At 68.1% G+C, this 18,792-nt stretch carries 24 protein-coding genes; 10 read left to right on the top strand and 14 right to left on the bottom strand.

Annotation, left to right across the window (positions count from 1 at the left end; translation table 11 throughout):
- Positions 1 to 25: 25 nt before the first annotated feature.
- From ftsX to OHB24_RS20460, 4 genes are all read right to left on the bottom strand, one after another.
- Positions 26 to 937 carry a permease-like cell division protein FtsX gene (gene ftsX, locus OHB24_RS20475; protein ID WP_327640677.1) on the bottom strand — a complete coding sequence of 304 codons (912 nt, stop codon included), beginning with the start codon at positions 935 to 937 and terminating at the stop codon, positions 26 to 28.
- 19 nt (positions 938 to 956) lie between these two features.
- Entirely contained in the window at positions 957 to 1,646 is a 690-nt protein-coding gene (ftsE, locus tag OHB24_RS20470) for a cell division ATP-binding protein FtsE (RefSeq protein ID WP_130382152.1), read from the bottom strand.
- A 175-nt stretch (positions 1,647 to 1,821) separates the two neighbouring features.
- On the bottom strand, positions 1,822 to 1,989 hold the full coding sequence (locus OHB24_RS20465) for a hypothetical protein (protein ID WP_327640676.1): 168 nt from the start codon (positions 1,987 to 1,989) through the stop codon (positions 1,822 to 1,824).
- Positions 1,982 to 2,362 (bottom strand): hypothetical protein, encoded by a 381-nt coding sequence (locus OHB24_RS20460; RefSeq protein WP_238155691.1) that lies wholly within the window; start codon positions 2,360 to 2,362, stop codon positions 1,982 to 1,984. Before OHB24_RS20460 ends, OHB24_RS20465 begins: the two co-directional genes overlap by 8 nt.
- 119 nt (positions 2,363 to 2,481) lie before the next feature.
- On the opposite strand from OHB24_RS20460, the gene OHB24_RS20455 reads away from it, so the two are divergent.
- Positions 2,482 to 3,531: a carbohydrate kinase family protein gene (locus tag OHB24_RS20455; RefSeq protein ID WP_327640675.1), complete on the top strand. Its 1,050-nt coding sequence runs from the start codon at positions 2,482 to 2,484 to the stop codon at positions 3,529 to 3,531.
- On the opposite strand, the gene OHB24_RS20450 is transcribed toward OHB24_RS20455, so the two are convergent.
- Positions 3,499 to 4,689, bottom strand: a complete 1,191-nt coding sequence (locus tag OHB24_RS20450) for an MFS transporter (protein WP_327640674.1) — start codon at positions 4,687 to 4,689, stop codon at positions 3,499 to 3,501. The genes OHB24_RS20455 and OHB24_RS20450 overlap by 33 nt on opposite strands.
- Positions 4,690 to 4,862: 173 nt before the next feature.
- Here OHB24_RS20450 and OHB24_RS20445 point away from each other — a divergent pair, with 173 nt between their 5' ends.
- Positions 4,863 to 6,131, top strand: a complete 1,269-nt coding sequence (locus tag OHB24_RS20445) for an ABC transporter substrate-binding protein (protein ID WP_327640673.1) — start codon at positions 4,863 to 4,865, stop codon at positions 6,129 to 6,131.
- Positions 6,132 to 6,188: 57 nt separating this feature from the next.
- Here the strand turns inward: OHB24_RS20445 and OHB24_RS20440 are convergent, their stop codons facing one another.
- A complete protein-coding gene (locus tag OHB24_RS20440) occupies positions 6,189 to 6,392 on the bottom strand; it encodes a cold-shock protein (protein WP_327640672.1) in 204 nt (67 codons plus the stop codon).
- Positions 6,393 to 6,587: 195 nt separating this feature from the next.
- On the opposite strand from OHB24_RS20440, the gene OHB24_RS20435 reads away from it, so the two are divergent.
- A complete protein-coding gene (locus tag OHB24_RS20435; protein ID WP_327640671.1) occupies positions 6,588 to 6,995 on the top strand; it encodes a cytidine deaminase family protein in 408 nt (135 codons plus the stop codon).
- Here the strand turns inward: OHB24_RS20435 and OHB24_RS20430 are convergent.
- The 5 genes from OHB24_RS20430 to OHB24_RS20410 all read right to left on the bottom strand — a co-directional run bounded on the left by OHB24_RS20430 (position 6,977) and on the right by OHB24_RS20410 (position 11,230).
- On the bottom strand, positions 6,977 to 7,984 hold the full coding sequence (locus OHB24_RS20430; protein ID WP_327640670.1) for a TIGR03842 family LLM class F420-dependent oxidoreductase: 1,008 nt from the start codon (positions 7,982 to 7,984) through the stop codon (positions 6,977 to 6,979). The genes OHB24_RS20435 and OHB24_RS20430 overlap by 19 nt on opposite strands.
- Positions 7,985 to 7,994: 10 nt before the next feature.
- Positions 7,995 to 9,401 (bottom strand): dihydropyrimidinase, encoded by a 1,407-nt coding sequence (gene hydA / locus OHB24_RS20425; RefSeq protein ID WP_327640669.1) that lies wholly within the window; start codon positions 9,399 to 9,401, stop codon positions 7,995 to 7,997.
- Positions 9,402 to 9,431: 30 nt separating this feature from the next.
- Positions 9,432 to 10,274: a nitrilase-related carbon-nitrogen hydrolase gene (locus tag OHB24_RS20420; RefSeq protein ID WP_327640668.1), complete on the bottom strand. Its 843-nt coding sequence runs from the start codon at positions 10,272 to 10,274 to the stop codon at positions 9,432 to 9,434.
- A 73-nt stretch (positions 10,275 to 10,347) separates the two neighbouring features.
- A complete protein-coding gene (locus OHB24_RS20415; RefSeq protein ID WP_327640667.1) occupies positions 10,348 to 11,025 on the bottom strand; it encodes a PhzF family phenazine biosynthesis protein in 678 nt (225 codons plus the stop codon).
- A 1-nt stretch (position 11,026) separates the two neighbouring features.
- Positions 11,027 to 11,230 (bottom strand): hypothetical protein, encoded by a 204-nt coding sequence (locus OHB24_RS20410; protein ID WP_327640666.1) that lies wholly within the window; start codon positions 11,228 to 11,230, stop codon positions 11,027 to 11,029.
- A gap of 84 nt (positions 11,231 to 11,314) precedes the next feature.
- Here OHB24_RS20410 and OHB24_RS20405 point away from each other — a divergent pair, with 84 nt between their 5' ends.
- Positions 11,315 to 11,746 (top strand): SRPBCC family protein, encoded by a 432-nt coding sequence (locus OHB24_RS20405; protein ID WP_327640665.1) that lies wholly within the window; start codon positions 11,315 to 11,317, stop codon positions 11,744 to 11,746.
- Positions 11,721 to 12,269, top strand: coding sequence for a TetR/AcrR family transcriptional regulator (locus OHB24_RS20400; protein ID WP_327640664.1), 549 nt, complete (start codon positions 11,721 to 11,723; stop codon positions 12,267 to 12,269). Before OHB24_RS20405 ends, OHB24_RS20400 begins: the two co-directional genes overlap by 26 nt.
- On the opposite strand, the gene OHB24_RS20395 is transcribed toward OHB24_RS20400, so the two are convergent.
- Positions 12,250 to 13,386 carry a serpin family protein gene (locus OHB24_RS20395; RefSeq protein WP_327640663.1) on the bottom strand — a complete coding sequence of 379 codons (1,137 nt, stop codon included), beginning with the start codon at positions 13,384 to 13,386 and terminating at the stop codon, positions 12,250 to 12,252. The two genes, OHB24_RS20400 and OHB24_RS20395, sit on opposite strands and share 20 nt — an antisense overlap.
- A 108-nt stretch (positions 13,387 to 13,494) precedes the next feature.
- Between OHB24_RS20395 and OHB24_RS20390 the strand changes: the two genes are divergently transcribed.
- Both OHB24_RS20390 and OHB24_RS20385 read left to right on the top strand, forming a co-directional pair.
- The gene (locus OHB24_RS20390; RefSeq protein WP_327640662.1) at positions 13,495 to 14,505 is read left to right on the top strand and encodes a permease; all 1,011 of its coding nucleotides are present in this window, start codon (positions 13,495 to 13,497) and stop codon (positions 14,503 to 14,505) included.
- On the top strand, positions 14,502 to 15,188 hold the full coding sequence (locus OHB24_RS20385) for a TIGR03943 family putative permease subunit (protein WP_327640661.1): 687 nt from the start codon (positions 14,502 to 14,504) through the stop codon (positions 15,186 to 15,188). The genes OHB24_RS20390 and OHB24_RS20385 overlap by 4 nt, the downstream gene beginning before the upstream one ends.
- Here OHB24_RS20385 and OHB24_RS20380 read toward each other — a convergent pair.
- The gene (locus OHB24_RS20380; RefSeq protein WP_327640660.1) at positions 15,179 to 16,198 is read right to left on the bottom strand and encodes a serpin family protein; all 1,020 of its coding nucleotides are present in this window, start codon (positions 16,196 to 16,198) and stop codon (positions 15,179 to 15,181) included. The genes OHB24_RS20385 and OHB24_RS20380 overlap by 10 nt on opposite strands.
- A 57-nt stretch (positions 16,199 to 16,255) precedes the next feature.
- On the opposite strand from OHB24_RS20380, the gene OHB24_RS20375 reads away from it, so the two are divergent.
- On the top strand, positions 16,256 to 16,417 hold the full coding sequence (locus OHB24_RS20375; RefSeq protein ID WP_327640659.1) for a hypothetical protein: 162 nt from the start codon (positions 16,256 to 16,258) through the stop codon (positions 16,415 to 16,417).
- Entirely contained in the window at positions 16,393 to 16,890 is a 498-nt protein-coding gene (locus tag OHB24_RS20370; protein ID WP_327640658.1) for a flavin reductase family protein, read from the top strand. Before OHB24_RS20375 ends, OHB24_RS20370 begins: the two co-directional genes overlap by 25 nt.
- On the opposite strand, the gene OHB24_RS20365 is transcribed toward OHB24_RS20370, so the two are convergent.
- Entirely contained in the window at positions 16,879 to 17,778 is a 900-nt protein-coding gene (locus tag OHB24_RS20365; protein WP_327640657.1) for an EamA family transporter, read from the bottom strand. The genes OHB24_RS20370 and OHB24_RS20365 overlap by 12 nt on opposite strands.
- A gap of 73 nt (positions 17,779 to 17,851) precedes the next feature.
- Between OHB24_RS20365 and OHB24_RS20360 the strand changes: the two genes are divergently transcribed.
- On the top strand, positions 17,852 to 18,760 hold the full coding sequence (locus OHB24_RS20360) for a LysR family transcriptional regulator (RefSeq protein WP_327640656.1): 909 nt from the start codon (positions 17,852 to 17,854) through the stop codon (positions 18,758 to 18,760).
- Positions 18,761 to 18,792 lie beyond the last annotated feature (32 nt).

The following is an 18,792-nucleotide window of genomic DNA, read 5'->3' as shown; positions in this document are numbered from 1 at the left end:
GATACTGCACGATAGGTCACCCGGGTCAGACTTTGAGGTATTTCCGTGTTGTCAGGAATGTCGGGATCACGGCCAGGATCAGGCCGACGACGACCATGATCAGCGTGGCGCGGAAGGTTTCGGTCGCGCCGACCCACTGCCAGACGCGGAACGTCTCCGCCGCCCGCTGCATGACCACGAAGTACACCCCGACCCACAAGGTGCCGCAGGCAAGAACAGCGCCGATCAGGGCCGCCAGCACCGCTTCCAGGAGGAACGGTAGCTGGATATAGAAGTTCGAGGCGCCCACCAGGCGCATGATGCCGATCTCCCGTCTCCGGGCGTACGCCGCCAGCCGGATCGTGTTGGAGATCTGCATCAGGGCCGCGACCAGCAGCAATCCGGCCGAGATCAACGCGCCGACTTGCAAGCCGTTGAGCGCCTTGAACAGCGGATCGAGGTACTGGCGGAGGTCCTGGACGGTGTCGACGCCGGGGAGACCGGCGACGGCGCTGACCAGGTTCTGATATCGCGTCGGATCTCGCAGCTTGACCCGGAACGACTCCTGCATCTGGTCCTCGGTGACCGTGCTGACGATCGGCGAGTCCTTGTACAGCTTCTTGAACGACTCGAACGCTTCCTTCTTCGACTCCGAGAACACGCCGTCGGGCGCGGTGTCCGGGTTCGTCTGGATGACCTGCTGGATCCGGTTCTTCTGCTCCTGGGTCACCTCGGCGCCGGAACAGCCGCGGCCGCCGGAGTCCTTGGTGCACAGGAACACCGAGATCTGGATCTTGTCGTACCAGTTCCCCTTCATCAGGTCGACCTGCTCGCGGGCGAGCAGCGCGCTGCCGAACAGCGACAGCGAGACCCAGATGGTGACGACGACCGCGATCGTCATCGAGAGGTTCCGCTTCAGGCCGATCCCGAGGTCGGAGAGGATGTAGTTCAAGCGCATCAGTCAGTCAGTCCCCTGGTCAGTGCTGGTAGCCGTAGACGCCACGCGACTCGTCGCGGACGACATGGCCGTTCTCCAGCTCGATCACGCGCTTGCGCATCTGGTCGACGATCGAGACGTCGTGGGTGGCCATCACCACGGTCGTCCCGGTCCGGTTGATCCGGTCCAGCAGCTTCATGATGCCGACCGACGTACCGGGGTCGAGGTTTCCGGTGGGCTCGTCGGCGATCAGGATCATCGGCCGGTTCACGAACGCGCGGGCGATCGCGACGCGCTGCTGCTCACCGCCGGACAGCTCGTCCGGCATCCGGTCCTCCTTGCCGTCCAGACCGACCAGCTCGAGGACCTCGGGCACCGTCTTGCGGATGTGCGCGCGGGGCTTGCCGATCACCTGCAGCGCGAACGCCACGTTCTCGGCGACGGTCTTGTTCGGCAGCAGCCGGAAGTCCTGGAACACGGTGCCGATCTGGCGCCGCATCTGCGGGATCCGCCAGCTGGCCAGCCGGTTGAGGTCCTTGCCGGCGACCATGATGTGACCTCTGGTCGTCCGGTGCTCACGCAGGACCAGACGAAGGAACGTCGACTTGCCGGACCCGGAGGTTCCGACCAGGAAGACGAACTCGCCTTTCTCGATCTCGACGTTGACGTTCAGCAGAGCGGCCTTGGACTGGCCCTCGTACGTCTTGGACACATTCTCGAAGCGGATCACGGGTTCATCCGGCCGTGGTCGGGAACAGGGAGCGACGCGACGGTAACCACGAAGTGCACCGTACGCCACGGGAGCGGCCGGCGATCAGTCTAGGCGCTCCACGGCGTGCCGCCGACCAGACCTGCCGCTCCGTACAGCCCCGTCCGATACCCGGTGCGTTTGAAACAGCCGTATGTCAGGCGGGGGCCGGCGACGGGGTGCTGTTGCCGTTGTCCGGACGGGCGCCTGCGATCCGGGCGACGCCGGCGTCGGGTTTGCGGCCGGCGCGGCGGGCGGCTTCGACGTGCAACCGGGCCAGCTCGACAGCCTGGCGGGAGACCTTCACGGTCTTCTTCTCAGCCATGGTCACTGTCTCCCTCGACGACCTCGATGTCGGTGTCCGCGATATCAGCGTACGCGGACGCGCCGATGCGGTCGATCGCTACGGCGGCGGTCAGCGCGGCGACCAGATCGTAGTCCTCGGGTTGTAACAGCTCCGACCTCATCAGGGAACGCAGCGTCACCACACCGGCGTCCGTTCCGGCGTCCTCACCCTCGAGAATCTGCTCCACCGCCCACCGGACCATCCGCATGGTCTCCTCGCGGTGCCGCCAGACATCCAGCTCGCGATCGGACTTCCGCGTCAGGTACGACCCGAGGAAAACGCCACCCAGCGCGAGCAACGGACTCAGCACGGTCATCACGACCCCGACGATCGAGATCCAGGTAGGGATCACGGACACACCTCAGGACTCATTCGTGTCCTCCCAATTCCGTGGTCTTGAACGGTCGATGATGCTACGAAGGAGCATTCCACCCACCACCGACAACCAGGATGACAAGGAGTCGTGTCACCGTGACGGACGAGCAGGACCGCTACGACGTGTTCGTGCAGGGGACGGTGTTCCTCGACATCGTGATGACCGGTCTGGCGACCGCCCCGACCACCGGTACGGAGATCTTCGCCGAGGGGATGGGGTCGTGCCCGGGCGGTGTCGCGAACTTCGCGATCGCGGCCGCGCGGCTCGGCCTGAAGACCGGGCTCGCCTCGGTGTTCGGTGACGATGCGTACGCCGACTTCTGCTGGCGGACCCTCGCCGACCAGGAGGGCGTGGACCTGTCGCACTCACGGCGGATCGGCCACTGGCACTCGCCGGTCACGGTGTCGATGTCCATCGACCGGGACCGGGCGATGGTCACGCATGCGCACGAGGCACCGGGCGATCCGAGCAAGCTCGTGGGTCCGGGCCTGAACACGCGGTCGGCGATCGTTCCGGTGGCGGAGGAACTGCCGGGCTGGACGGTCGAGGCGCGGGAATCCGGTGCGCTCCTGTTCGGTGACGTCGGCTGGGATCCGACGGACGAATGGTCGCCGGCGGTGCTCGACGTACTCGAGGGGTTCCACGCGTTCACGCCGAACGCGGGTGAGGCGATGGCCTACACCCGCACCGACACCCCGAAGGCCGCGCTGCACAAGCTGGCCGACCGCGTGCCGCTCGCGGTGGTGACGAACGGCGCGGACGGCGTACTGGCGATCGACTCCGAGACCGGTGAGGAGGAGCAGGTGCCGGCGCTGCCGGTGCGTTCGTACGACCCGACAGGCGCCGGCGACGTGTTCCTCGCCTCGCTCGTCCTAGGCACCCTCCGCGGCTGGCCGCTCGCCCACCGCCTGGCCTTCAGTAACCTGTGCGCCGGCCTCTCGGTCCAGCACTTCGGCGGCTCCCTCGCGGCACCCGGCTGGGGCGACATCATCGACTGGGTCCGCGACCACAGTCGTCACCGCCCCGGCGACGTCGATCCCGCCGTACTCCAGCACTACGCCTTCATCGGCGATGTCCTTCCGGCCGGTCCCGTCCCGATCGTCCGTCGCGCCTCAGCCACGATCGCGCGCCTGTCGGACGCCTGACGCGCCGACCGCCAGCGCGACCAGGACGAGCAGTACGCCGCCGCCCAGGAAGCCCCAGGACGGCGCGGCATGTTCGAGCACCAGCCCGGCGGTCGCCGACCCGGCGGCGGAGCCGAGATTGTTGGCGGTGTTGATCCAGGTGCTCGCCTCGGTCCGCTGGTACGGCGGCGTGACGTCGTCGGCGGCCAGGTACGAGACCACGAACAGCGGGGCCACAGCAGCACCGGCAAGGCCCAGCACTCCCCCGAGCACGATCAGATCGGTCGCGAACGAGGCCGCGAGCAGCCCGGCGGCCAGTACGGCGATCAGCCCGCCGAGATGGGTCGACCAGGACCGGGTGTGACGCCGGCGCGCCCAGAGCATCCCGCCGACCACACTGCCCGCAGCGATCGCCGCCTCGACGTACCCGGCCGCTCCGGGTCGGCCCGCGTGCTGCGCGACGCCCGCCACGCAGACGTACGCCGCGCTGATCCCGGACGCGGTGACCATGATGACGAGCAGGATCCGGCGCAGACCGGGGATCACCAACGGCCCCAACGGATGCCGAGACGGCGCCGACGCCGCGGTCGCAGTCGTCACCGGACTCGTCACCATCGCGAACGTGCCGACGACCATCAAGGCGGCCGAGCAGCCGAGCGCGGCCGGTGCGGAGACGAGACTGATCAGCGTGCCCGCGATCAGCGGACCGCCGAGGAACAAGGACTCCTCGGAGACCGCGTCGAGCGCGTACGCGCGTTCCTTCAGCGCGGAGCCCTCGGTGAGCAGTCGCCAGTTCGACCGCATCGACGGCCCCAACGGCGGCGCGAGTAGCCCGGTCGCGCCGACGAGGAGCAGTACGGCGGCATCCGACGTACCGAGTGTTGCGATGGCAACCAGGCCGGCGGATGCACCGAGTGCGAGGGGCGGCAGGACGCGGCGCTGGCTGTAGCGGTCGACGAGCCGCGCCTTGTACGGCATCGACAGCGACACGAAGCCGAACACCGCGACTGCGGCGCCGGCCGTGGCAAAGGAATTGGTGGACTGCTGGACGGTGAAGAGCAAAGACAACGGGAGCAGGCCGTACGACAGCCGGCCGAGCAACGCGGGCACGAAGGTGCGCAGCGCCGACGGCAACAGCAGGACGTCACGGTAGCTCCCGGCACGAGTTGTGCCGGACACGAGAACGCTCCTAGAGAGACGGAATGAGGCTCGGACCACGCGAGGCGTGGGAGCCGTCTCTAGTCACGGGGCGAGAACATGCGGGTCAGCCTACAGGTACTGGGCTTCAGCGGTCGTAGGGTCTGGGGTGGTGCGCGGGCTGTGGGACCGCGCTGGACGGAGAGGTGCAGGCGATGACGATCAGTCGGCGGCAGGTACTCGGGCTCGGGACTGGACTGGCCGCGATGGCCGTGGCGGGATGCGGGTCGAACTCCGGGCGGCCGTCGTCCGGCGGATCGGACGGGTCGAAGCCGGCGCTCCAGCAGTGGTACCACCAGTACGGCGAAGCGGGCACGCAGCAGGCGGTGGAGAAGTACGCGAAGGCGTACCCGGATGCGACCGTGACGATCCAGTGGTCCCCGGGCGACTACGAGAAGAAGGCCGCGACGGCGCTGCTCACCGATCAGGGCCCGGACGTGTTCGAGTACCCGAACGGGCCGACGATCGACATGATCAAGGGCAATCAGGTCGTCGAGCTGACCGATCTGCTGGGCGACGCGAAGAGCGACTTCAACGCTGCGCTGCTCGAGCGGATGTCGTACCAGGGCAAGCTGTACGCGATCCCGCAGGTGATCGACATGCAGCTGCTCGTGTACCGCAAGAGCCTGCTGAGCGCGGCCGGCGTAGAACCGCCGCAGACCGTCGACGACCTGCTGGCCGCCGCGAAGAAGCTCACCAACAACAAGACCAAGGGGCTGTTCGTCGGCAACGACGGCGGCGTCGGCGTGCTCGGCGGGCCGGCGCTCTGGTCGGCCGGTGTCGACTACCTGACCAAGGACAACCAGTTCGGTTTCGACGACCCCGCGGCGTTCGAGTCGCTGCGCAAACTGCGGGAGTTCTGGACGGCGAAGGTGTTGTTGCTCGGGGCACCGACCGACTGGTCCGACCCGTCCGCGTTCGTCCAGGGCCTGACCGCGATGCAGTTCACCGGTCTGTGGACGCTCCCGGTGATCGAGAAGGCGCTCCCCGGCGACTACGGCGTACTCCCCTGGCCGAAGCTGAACGCCACCACCGGCGCGCCGAGTGTCCCGGTCGGTGGGTACGGCGCCTGCGTGAACGCCAAGTCGAAGAACCTCGACGCCGCGAAGAAGTTCGTCAAGTGGCTGTGGGTGGATCAGACCGACGATCAGCTCGACTTCGCGCAGTCGTACGGCTTCCACGTCCCGGCCCGCCAGAGCCTGTCGGCGAAGGCGGACAAGCTGAAGTCCGGCCCGGCCGCGGACGCGGTCAAGCTGCTGAACGAGAACGGCCGCCCGCAGAACCCGATGCTCTGGTCGCCGAAGGCGAGCTCGGCGTACTCCGACGCGCTGAACAAGATCATCCGCAGCGGCGCCGACCCGGCGGCCGAGATCAAGACCGTCAAGACGGTCACCGAGGCCGAACTCAAGCGGATCACCGGTTGACAACCGGACGCGGCCCCCCACCGTCAGGTGAGGGGCCGCGTCCGTGCCGAGCTGGGATCAGACGATGTTGACGTTCTCCGCCTGCTGACCCTTCGGGCCCTGGACGACGTCGAACTCGACGCGCTGGTTCTCGTCGAGGCTACGGAAGCCGTCGGTCTGGATGGTGGAGTAGTGGACGAACACGTCCGCTCCGCCGCCGTCGACGGTGATGAAGCCGAAGCCCTTTTCGGCGTTGAACCACTTCACAGTTCCCTGTGCCATGTTGTTGCTCCTTCGTAGAGATGGGGCGCACCGCGGTCGCGGTAGACCCGGCCGTTGTCGCACCGGCGGCACACCATCTCTCGCGAGGAAAGATCGGAATAAACCACAGCTACTGAAAATCGACCTACCCCCATCCAACCACGATTCCGCCTAATTCATTCCCATCGGCCGCTCCGGGCGTGGCAGGGTGGGCTCATGCTGACCCTGCAACCGCTGACCGACGACGACCGCGAGCTGATCGAGTTGGCCCGCCGTACGGTCGACGCCAACACCGACGGACCGGACGGCGTCTACACGATGGGCGCCGCGGTCCGCGGTGCCGACGGCCGGATGTACGCCGGTATCAACCTGTACCACTTCACCGGCGGCCCCTGCGCCGAACTGGTCGCGCTCGGCCGCGCCCGCGCCGAAGGAGCCCGCGAACTCACCACGATCGTGGCCGTAGGCAACGAGGGACGCGGTGTCGTCGGCCCGTGCGGCCGCGACCGCCAGGTCTTCGTCGACTACCACCCCACGATCCGCGTCATCCTACCGACAGACAACGGCCCCGCCTCGGTCCTCGCGACGGACCTCCTGCCGGGCGCCTACCGCTGGACCCCTTGAAAAGCAGGGATGATGTCCTTCCCGTACGACGCCAAGGTCTCCTCCTTGGCGTCGTGTTGGAGGTATAGGGCGAACTGGTCGACGCCGAGGTCCTTCAGTTCGGCCAGTCGGGCGAGGTGGTTCTCGACCGGGCCGAGGATGCAGAACCGGTCCACGACCTCGTCCGGCACGAAGTCGGTATGCGTGTTCCCGGCCCGCCCGTGCTCGGCGTAGTCGTACCCCTTGCGCCCCTCGATGTAGTCGGTCAGCGCCTGCGGCACCGCGCCTGACGTCCCGTACCGCTCGACGATGTCGGCGACGTGGTTCCCGACCATTCCCCCGAACCAGCGGGTCTGTTCACGCTGGTGATCGAGGTTGTCCCCGACGTACGCCGGTGCCGCGACGCAGAACTTGATCGCCATCGGATCCCGGCCGGCCTGCTCCGCGGCACGACGTACCGCGGTGATCATCCACTCCGCGATGTCCGGATCCGCCAACTGCAGGATGTACCCGTCGCCGACCTCACCGGTCGCCTTCAGCGCGCGAGGGCCGTACGCCGCGACCCACACGTCGAGCGCGCCGTTGTCGACCCACTCGAACTTCAGCTGCTGCCCGCGGTACTCGACGGTCTCGCCGCGCGCGAGCGACCGCACCACCTCGACGCACTGCTTCATCTCGTCGATCGTTCCCGGCTTCGCGCCGAGCGTCCGCAGCGCCGAGTCGCCGCGCCCGATCCCGCAAATCGTCCGGTTGCCGAACATCTCGTTCAAGGTGGCGAACTGGGACGCGATCACCGTCCAGTCCCGCGTCCCCGGATTCGTCACCATCGGCCCGACGACCACGCGGCGCGTGGCCGCGAGGATCTGGCTGTAGATCACGAACGGCTCCTGCCAGAGCAGGTGCGAGTCGAACGTCCACACGTACGAGAACCCGGCGTCCTCCGCCTTCCGGGCCAGCTCCACGACCGTGGACGCGGGCGGATCACACTGGAACACCACACCGAAGTCCACAATCTCCCCCTTAGTTGAGATACGACGACAGGCCGCGCTTCAGGAACTTCCCCCGGCCCTTCCGGCCATGGTAGTTGCCGTCGGCCACGATCACCTCGCCGCGGGACACGACGGTGCCCACCCGGCCCTTGATCTCGACCCCTTCGTACGCCGAGTGGTCCATGTTCATGTGGTGCGTCTCGACGCCGATCCGCGTCGTACCGTTCGGGTCGTAGATCACCAGGTCGGCGTCCGAGCCGGGCTGCACAATCCCCTTCTGCGGATACAGCCCGAACATCCGGGCCGGCGTGGTCGCGATCGTCTCCACCCAGCGCTCCAGCGACAGCTTCCCGTCCACCACGCCCTGGTAGACCAGGTCGACGCGGTGCTCGACGCCGCCGATCCCGTTCGGGATCTTGGAGAAGTCGCCGAGGCCGAGTTCCTTCTGGTCCTTCATGCAGAACGGGCAGTGGTCGGTCGACACGATCGCCAGCTCGTTGTTCCGCAGGCCCTTCCACAGGTCCCGCTGGTGCGACTCGTGCTTGCTGCGCAGCGGCGTCGAGCAGACCCATTTCGCGCCTTCGAAGCCTGGCGCGCCGAGCTGGTCCTCGAGCGTCAGGTACAGGTACTGCGGGCAGGTCTCGGCGAAGACGTTGCGGCCCTCGTGCCGCGCCTCGGCGACCTTCTCGAGCGCCTGGCTCGCGGACAAGTGGACGATGTACAGCGGGCAGTCCTGCGCGACCTCGGCGAGCGCGATCGCGCGGTTCGTCGCCTCCGCCTCGAGCGCGGCCGGGCGGGTGATGCCGTGGTAGATCGGGTCGGTCTGGCCTTTCGCGATCGCCTGCTGGACGAGGACGTCGATCGCGATGCCGTTCTCCGCGTGCATCATGATCATCGCGCCGTTCTCGCGCGCGGTCTGCATCGCGCGGAGGATCTGCCCGTCGTCGGAGTAGAAGACGCCCGGGTAGGCCATGAACAGCTTGAAACTCGTGATGCCCTCGTCGGCGACCAGCTGGTCCATCGCCTTCAGCGCGTCGGCGTCGACCCCGCCGAGGATCATGTGGAACGCGTAGTCGACGTGGCACTCGCCCTCGGCCTTCGCGTGCCACGCGGCGAGCCCGTCCTGCACGACCTCGCCGGTGCGTTGCACGGCGAAGTCGATGATCGTCGTGGTCCCGCCGTACGCCGCGGCACGCGTACCGGTGTCGAACGTGTCGCTGGCCGCGGTACCGCCGAACGGCAGCTGCATGTGGGTGTGCGCGTCGATCCCGCCCGGGATCACGTACTTGCCGGAGGCATCGATCACCTCGTCGACCGTGATCGCCGGCGTGAACGAGGGATCGAGAACCGCGACGATCTTCTCGCCCTCGATCAGCACGTCCGCGACCCGGGTCCCGGTCGGTCCGACGACGGTTCCACCCTTGACGAGCAAAGACATCTACGCCACTCCCCTTTGAGCGGTCGGCATTTACGGTTTCGTCAGGTCTCCGTACGCGTCGGGCCGGCGGTCGCGGTAGAACTGCCAGCGGTCCCGGACGGTGTCCAGCAGGCCGAGGTCCAGGTCGCGGACGATCAGTTCCGGGTCGTGGTCGTGCCCGACGTCGCCGACGAACTTCCCCTCCGGGTCGACGAAGTACGACGTACCGTAGAAGTCGTTGTCGCCGAACTCGGACTCGATCCCGACCCGGTTGATGGCGCCGATGAAGTACTCGTTGGCGACCGCGGAGGCCGGCTGTTCGAGCTGCCACAGGTATGCCGAGAGTCCGCGGCTGGTCGCCGACGGGTTGAAGACGATCTTCGCGCCGGCCAGGCCGAGCGCCCGCCAGCCCTCGGGGAAGTGCCGGTCGTAGCAGATGTAGACGCCGATCCGGCCGACCGCGGTGTCGAAGATCGGGTACCCGAGGTTGCCCGGCCGGAAGTAGAACTTCTCCCAGAAGCCCTTCACCTGCGGGATGTGGTTCTTCCGGTACTTGCCCAGATAGGTGCCGTCGGCATCGACGACCGCGGCGGTGTTGTACAGCACGCCCGGCTGCTCCTGCTCGTACATCGGCAGCACCATCACCATCCCGAGCTCCCGCGCCAGCGCGGCGAACCGCTCGGTGGTGGGGCCCGGCACGGATTCGGCGTACTCGTAGTACTCGGCGTCCTGCTTCTGGCAGAAGTACGGCCCGTAGAACAACTCCTGGAAACAGATCACCTTCGCACCCGCAGCGGCAGCCTGCCGCGCGTAGTCCTCGTGCGCCTTGATCATGGACTCCTTGTCACCCGTCCAAGACGTCTGAACAAGCGCAGCCCTGACAACCTCCGCCACAAGACCTCCCCAAGTAGAGGTCCCATGCTCTATCCCTTCCCCACCAACCGTCAACGGATGCCGAAGATCGCGGTCAGAACGTGAACGTGCGCGGCTCGGCGGGGAGGACGTGGCCGCCTACGGTGGCGTGGGTTGGTGGGTGGTAGGTGGTTCGGAGGTGGGAGCCTTTGCCTTGGATGACCAGGAGGTCTCGGGTTAGTTGGGCGGTTAGTTGGGTTACGGCGGAGCCGGTGGCTTCGTCTTCCTCGACGCTCATGGCGGGGGCGAAGGCTCGGGCTCGGATGATGCCGGCGGGTTCGTCCTGCCAGGACCAGAGGAAGGTGTGGCCGGCCTTGTACGTCGCGGGGTCGGCGGCCAGGACCTCTTCGGGTGAGGACAGTTGGCGCCAGTCCCAGGGGCTGCCCCACGTCGTGTCGGCTCGGACGGCGAAGAGGTCGCCGGAGCGGGTGACGGGGATCGGGCCGGCGGGGACGTGCAGGGTGTCGACGGGGTGGCCGTGGGTGTGGAGCCAGGCGGCGGCGCCGACGGTGGGGTGACCGGCGAAGGCCATCTCGCGGGTGGCGGTGTAGATACGGAGCGTGCCGGTCGCAGCGTCGTCGACGTACACGGTCTCGCTGTAGCCGAGTTCGGCGGCCACGCGCTGCCGGTCGCTCTCACCGACGAGGCGGCCGTCGACGATGCCCAGTGGGTTGCCGAACCGGCCGTCCGGGTCGGTGAAGACCCTGACGACCTCGACCCGGAGGTCGGTCAACTCAGAGAACGACGATCGCGGCGACGATCGCGATCAGCAGCACCGCGCCGCCGACGATCGCGAGGAGCCGGCCGTTGACCTTCGGTTCGCTGGTGGCCTCGGTCTGGCCCTCGTTGACGAAGGCGCGGAACATCTGCGTGTTCGCGCCCGGGTCCTGCTCGTTCTCCATGTTCTGCATGTTCTGCGGGACGTTCTGGTCAGCCATGGCCCAAGACCCTACCTGCCGCCGGTGGCCGGCCTGCAGACCGCCCGCCGAAGCCTCACACAGACCTGATGTACCATTTGGTACATGCGCTTCGATCATTCCAGCACGATCCAGGCCCCCGCCGACCGGGTCTGGGAGGTTTTCAGCGACGTCGAGCGGTGGCCCGACTGGACCCCGACCGTCGACTCCGTCGAGCGGCTGGACGCGGGCCGGATCCACGTCGGCGCCCGCACCCGGATCCGCCAGCCCAAGCTCCCGGTCGCCGTCTGGGAGGTGACCGAGCTCAAAGAAGGCGAGTACTTCGAGTGGGTCTCGAAGGCTCCCGGCATCAAGACCACCGGCGGCCACCGCGTGATCAGCACGCCGGACGGCACGGTCGCGACCGCGACCATCGTCCAGGAGGGCCCGCTCGGCTGGCTCTTCGGCAAGCTGTACGCCAAGCTCACCCGGGACTACATCGCCACCGAGACCGCCAAGCTGAAGGAAGTCAGTGAGTCGAGCAAGCCTGCTGGGTGACGCGGTCGAGCATTTCGCGAAGAACGGGATCGGGGACGCGAGCCTGCGCAGTATCGCGACCTCGATCGGCACCAGTCACCGGATGCTGATCTACCACTTCGGCTCCCGCGAGGGCCTGCTCGCCGAGGTGGTCCGCACGGTCGAGCAGCAGCAACGCGATCTCCTCGCAGACTTGAGCGAGTCGCAGCGACCGATCGCGGAGCAGGCCGAGGAGTTCTGGCGCCGCGTCACCGAGGCCGCGCTCATCTACGGTCCGCTGTTCTTCGAGCTCAGCGCGCACGCGATGCAGGACCTGCCGCACACCGAGTCCCTCAAGGCCGACCTGATCAATGTGTGGCTGCCGCCGCTGATCGAGCTCTGCGTACGCGCCGGCCTCCCGCCGACGGAGGCCCCGGCGTACGCGCGCCTCGGTCTGGCTGCCTCGCGCGGCCTGCTGTTCGACCTGCTGCTGACCGGCGACCGCGCGGGCGTCGACGAGGCGTCCGCACTGCTCAACCGGCTGTTCACGCTCCCGGTTCAGTAGGCCTCTCGACCCGGCCCGCCACGATCGGCAGCCGCGAGTCCCGCAGTACGGCGGTGAACGCGAACGGCCTGTCCAGCGTGAGCTCCAGGCGACGCTCCTGCCGGGTGATCATCGCGGCCCGCGTCATCGCGACCGCTGTCACCGCCGCGGCCTCGAACCCGGTCGCGAAGAACCGCGCGAGCACCTTCTGCTTCGCCTGCCCGACCTGGAGCGGAGTCGGACTGAGCGCGCTGAAGTGCCCGTGCGCCCCCGGATCCGACGTCACCGCGGTCAACCCGAACAGCTCACGAGACGCGAGCAGATCGTGCTCGACCTCGATGCTGAACGACGGCAGCGACACCTTCACATCCGGCCGCGACGCAGTGTTCCGTCCGATCCGCAACCCCGGCCCGGGCTCGTCCTCGGCGATCAGCTGACTCCCCGGTACGCCGTCGTTCGGGCGAGCCGCCGCAGCGAGCAATGCGGGGAGGTCGTCGCCGATTCCCAGCAGTACGTCGACATCCGCGTCGCCGCGCACCGTGACCACGGTCAGGCCGTCGTACCGCCGTACTGAATCCAGGTCGAAGTCCGTGCGTTCGAGCCAATGCCACGAACCGGCCCACGGGCCGGCGGGGACCCGACGGACCTGCTCGGTGAACGGGCGGACCCAGGTGGTGCGCAGCAGGAGCGCCGAGGCGAGGACCAGCATCATGTCGCCGTCGAGGTTGACCGGCATCTCGCGGATCAGGTCGTCGGTGTGTTCGGCGGCCCAGGCGTCGAGTTTCGCCTTGTCCACGGTCGGGTTGCCGGTCAGCAGTCCGACGAGCGGCGCGGGCATCACACTGTCGAACGATTCGGCGAGCTTGAGCTGCTCACTGACCCACACACCGAGCGCGGCGTTCAGATCGGCGGAGGCTTCGATCGCCTCGATCAGCCGGATCGCGTCGGTCGATCCGGTCGCCGGGTCGACTCCGGCGGCCGCGGCGAGTTCGGCGCGTCCGGGCTCGTCCGCACCGGTCGCGAGGATCGCCAGCAGCGGCCAGAGACCGAGGCCGGCCACCACGGTGTTCTCCGCCGGCAGCGTCCGGGCCCAGCGGGTGGTGAGGTCGTTGACTGCGCGCACCACGTCGGCATCCATACCCCCACAGTGCCACACGCGAGTATTTGCCGGAATGACGCTGATTTTCATTTCAGGGGTGCTGTGGGTGGTCGTCCGGGCGCACTCTGTTGTGTCAGTATGCGCACCGTGAGTACGCCAACCGAGGTCGAGGAAAAGCCCGATTCGACGGAGAAAGAGCCGTCCGGGTCCTCGATCGCGTTCACCGCGACGCTCGTACTGCTGGTGGGACTCGCGCTGTTCGGGCGGCGGTTGTTCAACGCGTGGTTCACCGACGACGGGGTCCGGACCTGGGCGACGATGTTCGTCGGCGTGACCGTGCAGGCGCTGCCGTTCCTGGTCCTCGGCGTACTGCTCTCGGCCGCCCTCACCGCCTTCGTCCCGGCCTCGTTCTTCGCGAAGGCGCTCCCGAAGCATCCCGCCCTCGCCGTACCGGTGGCCAGCGCGTCCGGGGTCGTGCTCCCGGGCTGCGAGTGCGCGTCGGTCCCGGTGTCGGCGGCCTTGATGAACCGCGGCGTCACCCCGGCCGCGGCGATCGCGTTCCTGCTGTCCGCGCCGGCCATCAACCCGGTCGTGCTGGCGTCGACCGCGGTGGCGTTCCCGGGGCAGCCGAAGGTCGTGGTCGCCCGCGCGGTGACCTCGCTCGCGGTGTCGATGATCCTCGGCTGGTTGTGGTTGCTGACCGGCAAGGGCAGTTCGTGGCTGAAGATGCCGAAGAACCGGCACGCGCACGACGACAGCAAGTTCGACGTGTTCCGGTCCGCGATGCTCCACGACTTCCTGCACGCCGGCGGCTTCCTGGTCGTCGGTGCGGCGGCAGCGGCCACGTTGAACGTCGTCGTCCCGCGGGCCTGGCTCGACCACGTCGCGGGGAATCTCCTGCTGTCGGTGCTGATCCTCGGGCTGCTCGCCGTACTGCTGGCGATCTGTTCCGAGGCGGACGCGTTCGTGGCGGCGAGCCTCACGCAGTTCTCGCTCACCGCGCGACTCGCGTTCATGGTGGTCGGCCCGATCGTCGACGTGAAGCTGATCGCCCTCCAGACCGGGACGTTCGGCCCGAAATTCGCCGTACGGTTCGCACCGGCCACCTTCGTGGTCGCGATCCTGGCCAGTCTCCTCGTGGGGTGGTGGTTGCTGTGAAGCGCAACGTTGCCGGGTTGGTGATCGTGTTCGTCGGGGCTGCGATGGTGCAGCTCGCGACGTCCGGGACGTACTTGCGGTACGTGAAGCCCGGGATGCGGTGGATGCTGCTGGCGGCCGGCGTCGTGCTGATCGCGCTCGCGGTGACCGACGTGGTCGTGCGGTCCCGCCAGACCCATGACCACGCTCTGCCGCGCGCTGCCTGGCTGCTGCTGGTCCCGGTCTTCGCGCTGCTCGTCGTGGACCCGCCCGCGCTCGGTGCGGATGCCGCGCAACGGCAGTCACCGGTCGCCGCGAAGCCGATGAAACCGGTCGAGCCCCAGGGGAACGCGTACTGGGGTGACGAGTCGCACGGCCCCAAGCCCATGACGGTCCGGGACTACTCAGTCTGGGCGGTGTGGGAGAAGGAGACGATGAAGGGCCGGTCGTTCCAGCTGACCGGTTTCGTCACGCCGGCGAAGAACGGCGTCTGGTACGTGACCCGCATCGGCCTGACCTGCTGCGTCGCGGACGGTACGGCGTTCATGGTCGAGGCCCGCGGTCAGGCCGCACCGGCGAAGAACCAATGGATCACCGTGACCGGCAAGTGGGCCGAGCCAACGAAGCGCGTCGACGGCGACGTCGCCGCGCTCACAGTCGAGACCGTCAAGCCGGTGACCGCGCCGGTCAACCCCTACGAGTAGTTCACCCAGCCTGCAACGACCGGCACTGCCGTCGGTCGGTGGACGGCGATGAAGCCGAACGGCCGCTCGAGGTTCACGTAGAGCGCCTTCGCGCCCAGCGCAGCGCCCGCGGCCATGGCCATCGCGGTGACCGCGGCCGCCTCGAACCCGGTCGCCGAGAACCGCGCCATCACGGCCTGTCGTGCCTGGCCGAGCGCCAACGGCTGCGGGCTCAACCCCGGGAAGTGCCCGCTGCTCGCGTCCGACGCGGACACCAGCCCGAACACCTCCGGATGCTGCAGCAGGTCGTGCTCCGCCTCGATCTCGAAGTACGGCATCGACAGTACGACGGTCGGCTGCACGGACTCGATCATCTCGACGCCAGGCGCCGACCGCTCCGCCGCGAGCACCTCGGACCCGCTCACGCCGTCCCCGTCGAGCTCCAGCGCCGCGGACAGCACGGCCGCACGCCCACCATCACCGACCACGAGCCGTACGTCGAACTCGCCGGCTCCCTGCACCGTCACCACGGTCAACGGACCCGCCGCGCTGTCGTGCACCTGCAAGCTGTCGAGGTCGGTATCCGCTCGGCTCAACCACCGCCGATCGTTCCGCGGGTACTCCTCGAATGGCAGCGTCCAGTCCGTCTTCAGCACCAACGCCGACGCGAGCACCAGCAACACCTCAGGCGTGAGCTGAACAGGCATCCGTTCCAGCAACCCGTCCGTCTGCTCGACCACCCACGCGTCGAGCGCGGCGCGATCGGTCAGCGTCCCACGCACCTCCGGCGGCAGGAATCGGTCCACGCCCGGCTGCAGGTCGATCTCCGGTCGCGTCCACAGTCCCAACGCCATCCGCAGTTCGGGAGCCTGCAGCAGGCCGCCGTACCGTCCGCCCGCGGCCTCGGCCAGCTCGGTGTGAGCAGGCTCGTCGGCGACCTCGGCCAGCATCGCGAGCAGCGGCTGTACGCCGAGACCGGAGATCACCGTGCTGTCCTCGCCGGGCAGTTCGGCGATCCATCGGGCGGTCAAGCGACCGACTTGAGATGCGTCCACTCACACATCCTGTCGCATCACCGTTTCATTCGCATGAAGCGCACAGTCGAGCCCAAGGTCCTGTACTTCGGTACGCCGGTGGTCCTGATCAGCTCCCTCAACCCCGACGGCACCACGAACCTCGCACCGATGTCGTCCGCCTGGTGGCTCGGATACACCGCGATGCTCGGATGGGGACGAGCGCCCAGACCGTGAAGAATCTGGTCGAACGGCCGGAGATCGTGCTGAACCTGGTCGACCTCGACATGGTCGCCGCGCTCGACCGGATCGCGTTGCTGACCGGGTCGGAGGAGATGTCCGAGTCGAAGCGGGCACGCGGGTACCGGTACGTGCCGGACAAGTTCGCCGCCGGCGGCCTGACCCGCGAGCCGAGTGAGCTGTCCGGCCCGGATTCCGTCCAGGAGAGCCCGATCAACCTCGAAGGCCGGATCGAGGCGATCACCGAGATCGGCGGGCCGGGTTCGCACCTGTGCGCGCTGGAGATGAAGGTCGAGCGGGTCCGGGTTCGCGAGGACCTGCTGATGAGCAACGACCGCTACATCGACCCGCTGCGCTGGGATCCGCTGATCATGAAGTTCACCGAGTACTTCGCGGGCGGCGCGCCGGCGTACCCCTCGTCACTGGCGCGCGGTTGGCAGATGCCCCCGATGGTCAGCTCAGGCGCCTGATTCCACCAGGACGCGGGACTCCGTCGGCCGCGGAGTCCTGCGCTTGATGACCGTGCAGGCCATGCCGCCGATTACCAGCGCCGCCGCGATCGCCTGCTGCAGGCCGATCGCCTCGCCGCGCAGGACCCACGCCGCGGACATGCCGACGACCGGCACCAGCAGCGAGAACGGTGCGACCGTGCTGGCGTCGTACTGCCGGAGCAGGTAGCCCCAGACGCCGAACCCGAACAGGGTCGCCACGAAGGCGAGGAACGCGATCGCGCCGATGCCGCTCAGGTCGATCGCGCGGATCGCGCCGACGTCTGCTTTCGGCCCTTCGGTGAGGAGCGAGAGGATCAGCAGCGGTACGACGGCGACGGCGCTGACCCAGACCATGAAGCGCAACGTGTCCGGCGGCTTCGCGTACCGGGTGATCGTGTTGGCCACACCCCAGAACCCGGCCGCTACGATCACCAGCAACAGCGCTGCCAGCGGTGCAGACAGCTTGCGGTCGAGGACGATCAGCAGGATCCCGACGCACGCGATGACGATGCCGATGAGCTGCGCGGGCCGCGGGCGCTCCCCCAGTACGGCGATCGCGAACAGGACCGTGAAGATCACCTGACTCTGCAGCACGAGCGACGCCAGTCCGGCCGGTACGCCGTGGTCCATCGCGATGAACAGCAACCCGAACTTCGCCACACCGAGTGCGAGGCCGACGCCCACGACGTACCGCCAGGCGACGCGTGGTTTGCCGAGCAGGAAGATCGCGGGGACGGCGGCGAAGAAGAACCGCAGCGCGGAGAGCAGGAGCGGCGGCATGCCTTCGAGACCGACCTCGATCACGACGAAGTTGATGCCCCAGACAACGACGACGGCGAGGGCGAGGAGCAGGTCACGAGGCTTCATACGGTCCAGTGTTGGTCGGAGTACACTTAAGGACCAGCACTGATTGCTACCGCTAATGATGTAGGAGTGCTTCATGATCGATCTCGGGCGGCTCAAGGCGCTGCACGCGGTGGCACAGTACGGATCGGTCAATCGCGCGGCCGAGGTGCTCGGCTACACACCGTCCGCGGTGTCGCAGCAACTGGCGAAGCTGGAGCGCGAGACCCGGACGACACTGGTCGAGCGGCAGGGGCGCGGGATCGTGCTGACCGACGCGGCCCAGCAGTTGGCGTCGACGGCGGCGCGGATCCTCGAGCTGGTCGAGGACGCCGAGCTGACACTCGAGGAGCAACGCGGGCAGGCGATCGGGACGCTCAGCATCGCCGCGTTCCCGACCGCCGCGCGCGGTCTGTTGCCGCCTGCCCTCGCGCGATTGGTCGACGAGCACGATCAGCTGGATGTCCGGGTGCTCGAGACGGACCCGTTCGAGGCGGTGGCCGCGGTCAACCGCGGCGAGATCGACATCGCGATCGTCCACGACTGGCACAACACCCCACTCGGCCTGCCCGAAGGCTTGTCGCGGGTGAAGCTCGGCTCGGATCCCGCCGACGTCCTGGTGCCGGCGACGCATCGCCTGGCGGGCAAGGAGTGCGTCCGCGCGGAGGATCTCGTCGGCGAGCGGTGGATCTGCCAGCCGGTCGGGTCGATCTGCCACGAGTGGCTGATCCGGACGATGCGCCGCGCGGGCGTCGAGCCGGAGGTCGCGTACTCCGTCGCGGAGTACCAGACCCAGCTGGCGATGCTCGCACGCGGCCTCGGTATCGGCCTGCTCCCCCGGCTCGGCCGCGGACCGGTCCCCGACGGCGTGGTCGTCGTACCGCTGCAACCTGCGCCGAGCCGCCGCCTGTACGCCGTCTGGCGCACGACCACGTCGCGCCGCCCGGCGATCAGCGTCACGCTCGCCACCCTCAAAGCAGCCTGGCCGGACAGAGACACGGCCTGATCGCTAATGATCACCTTGCGCGACCAATTGAC

It is taken from the genome of Kribbella sp. NBC_00482, assembly GCF_036013725.1.
Classification (GTDB): Bacteria; Actinomycetota; Actinomycetes; order Propionibacteriales; family Kribbellaceae; genus Kribbella.
Note: the sequence above shows the minus strand (reverse complement) of the source record. Positions and strands in the feature narration are given on the sequence as shown.

Excerpts from the sequence above, each read along its gene's own strand:
- ftsX (WP_327640677.1), bottom strand. The coding sequence starts at position 937 with ATGCGCTTGAACTACATCCTCTCCGACCTCGGGATCGGCCTGAAGCGG.
- OHB24_RS20465 (WP_327640676.1), bottom strand. The coding sequence starts at position 1,989 with ATGGCTGAGAAGAAGACCGTGAAGGTCTCCCGCCAGGCTGTCGAGCTG.
- OHB24_RS20445 (WP_327640673.1), top strand. The coding sequence starts at position 4,863 with ATGACGATCAGTCGGCGGCAGGTACTCGGGCTCGGGACTGGACTGGCC.
- OHB24_RS20440 (WP_327640672.1), bottom strand. The coding sequence starts at position 6,392 with ATGGCACAGGGAACTGTGAAGTGGTTCAACGCCGAAAAGGGCTTCGGC.
- OHB24_RS20435 (WP_327640671.1), top strand. The coding sequence starts at position 6,588 with ATGCTGACCCTGCAACCGCTGACCGACGACGACCGCGAGCTGATCGAG.
- hydA (WP_327640669.1), bottom strand. The coding sequence starts at position 9,401 with ATGTCTTTGCTCGTCAAGGGTGGAACCGTCGTCGGACCGACCGGGACC.
- OHB24_RS20410 (WP_327640666.1), bottom strand. The coding sequence starts at position 11,230 with ATGGCTGACCAGAACGTCCCGCAGAACATGCAGAACATGGAGAACGAG.
- OHB24_RS20405 (WP_327640665.1), top strand. The coding sequence starts at position 11,315 with ATGCGCTTCGATCATTCCAGCACGATCCAGGCCCCCGCCGACCGGGTC.
- OHB24_RS20395 (WP_327640663.1), bottom strand. The coding sequence starts at position 13,386 with ATGGATGCCGACGTGGTGCGCGCAGTCAACGACCTCACCACCCGCTGG.
- OHB24_RS20375 (WP_327640659.1), top strand. The coding sequence starts at position 16,256 with ATGAAGCGCACAGTCGAGCCCAAGGTCCTGTACTTCGGTACGCCGGTG.
- OHB24_RS20370 (WP_327640658.1), top strand. The coding sequence starts at position 16,393 with ATGGGGACGAGCGCCCAGACCGTGAAGAATCTGGTCGAACGGCCGGAG.
- OHB24_RS20365 (WP_327640657.1), bottom strand. The coding sequence starts at position 17,778 with ATGAAGCCTCGTGACCTGCTCCTCGCCCTCGCCGTCGTCGTTGTCTGG.
- OHB24_RS20360 (WP_327640656.1), top strand. The coding sequence starts at position 17,852 with ATGATCGATCTCGGGCGGCTCAAGGCGCTGCACGCGGTGGCACAGTAC.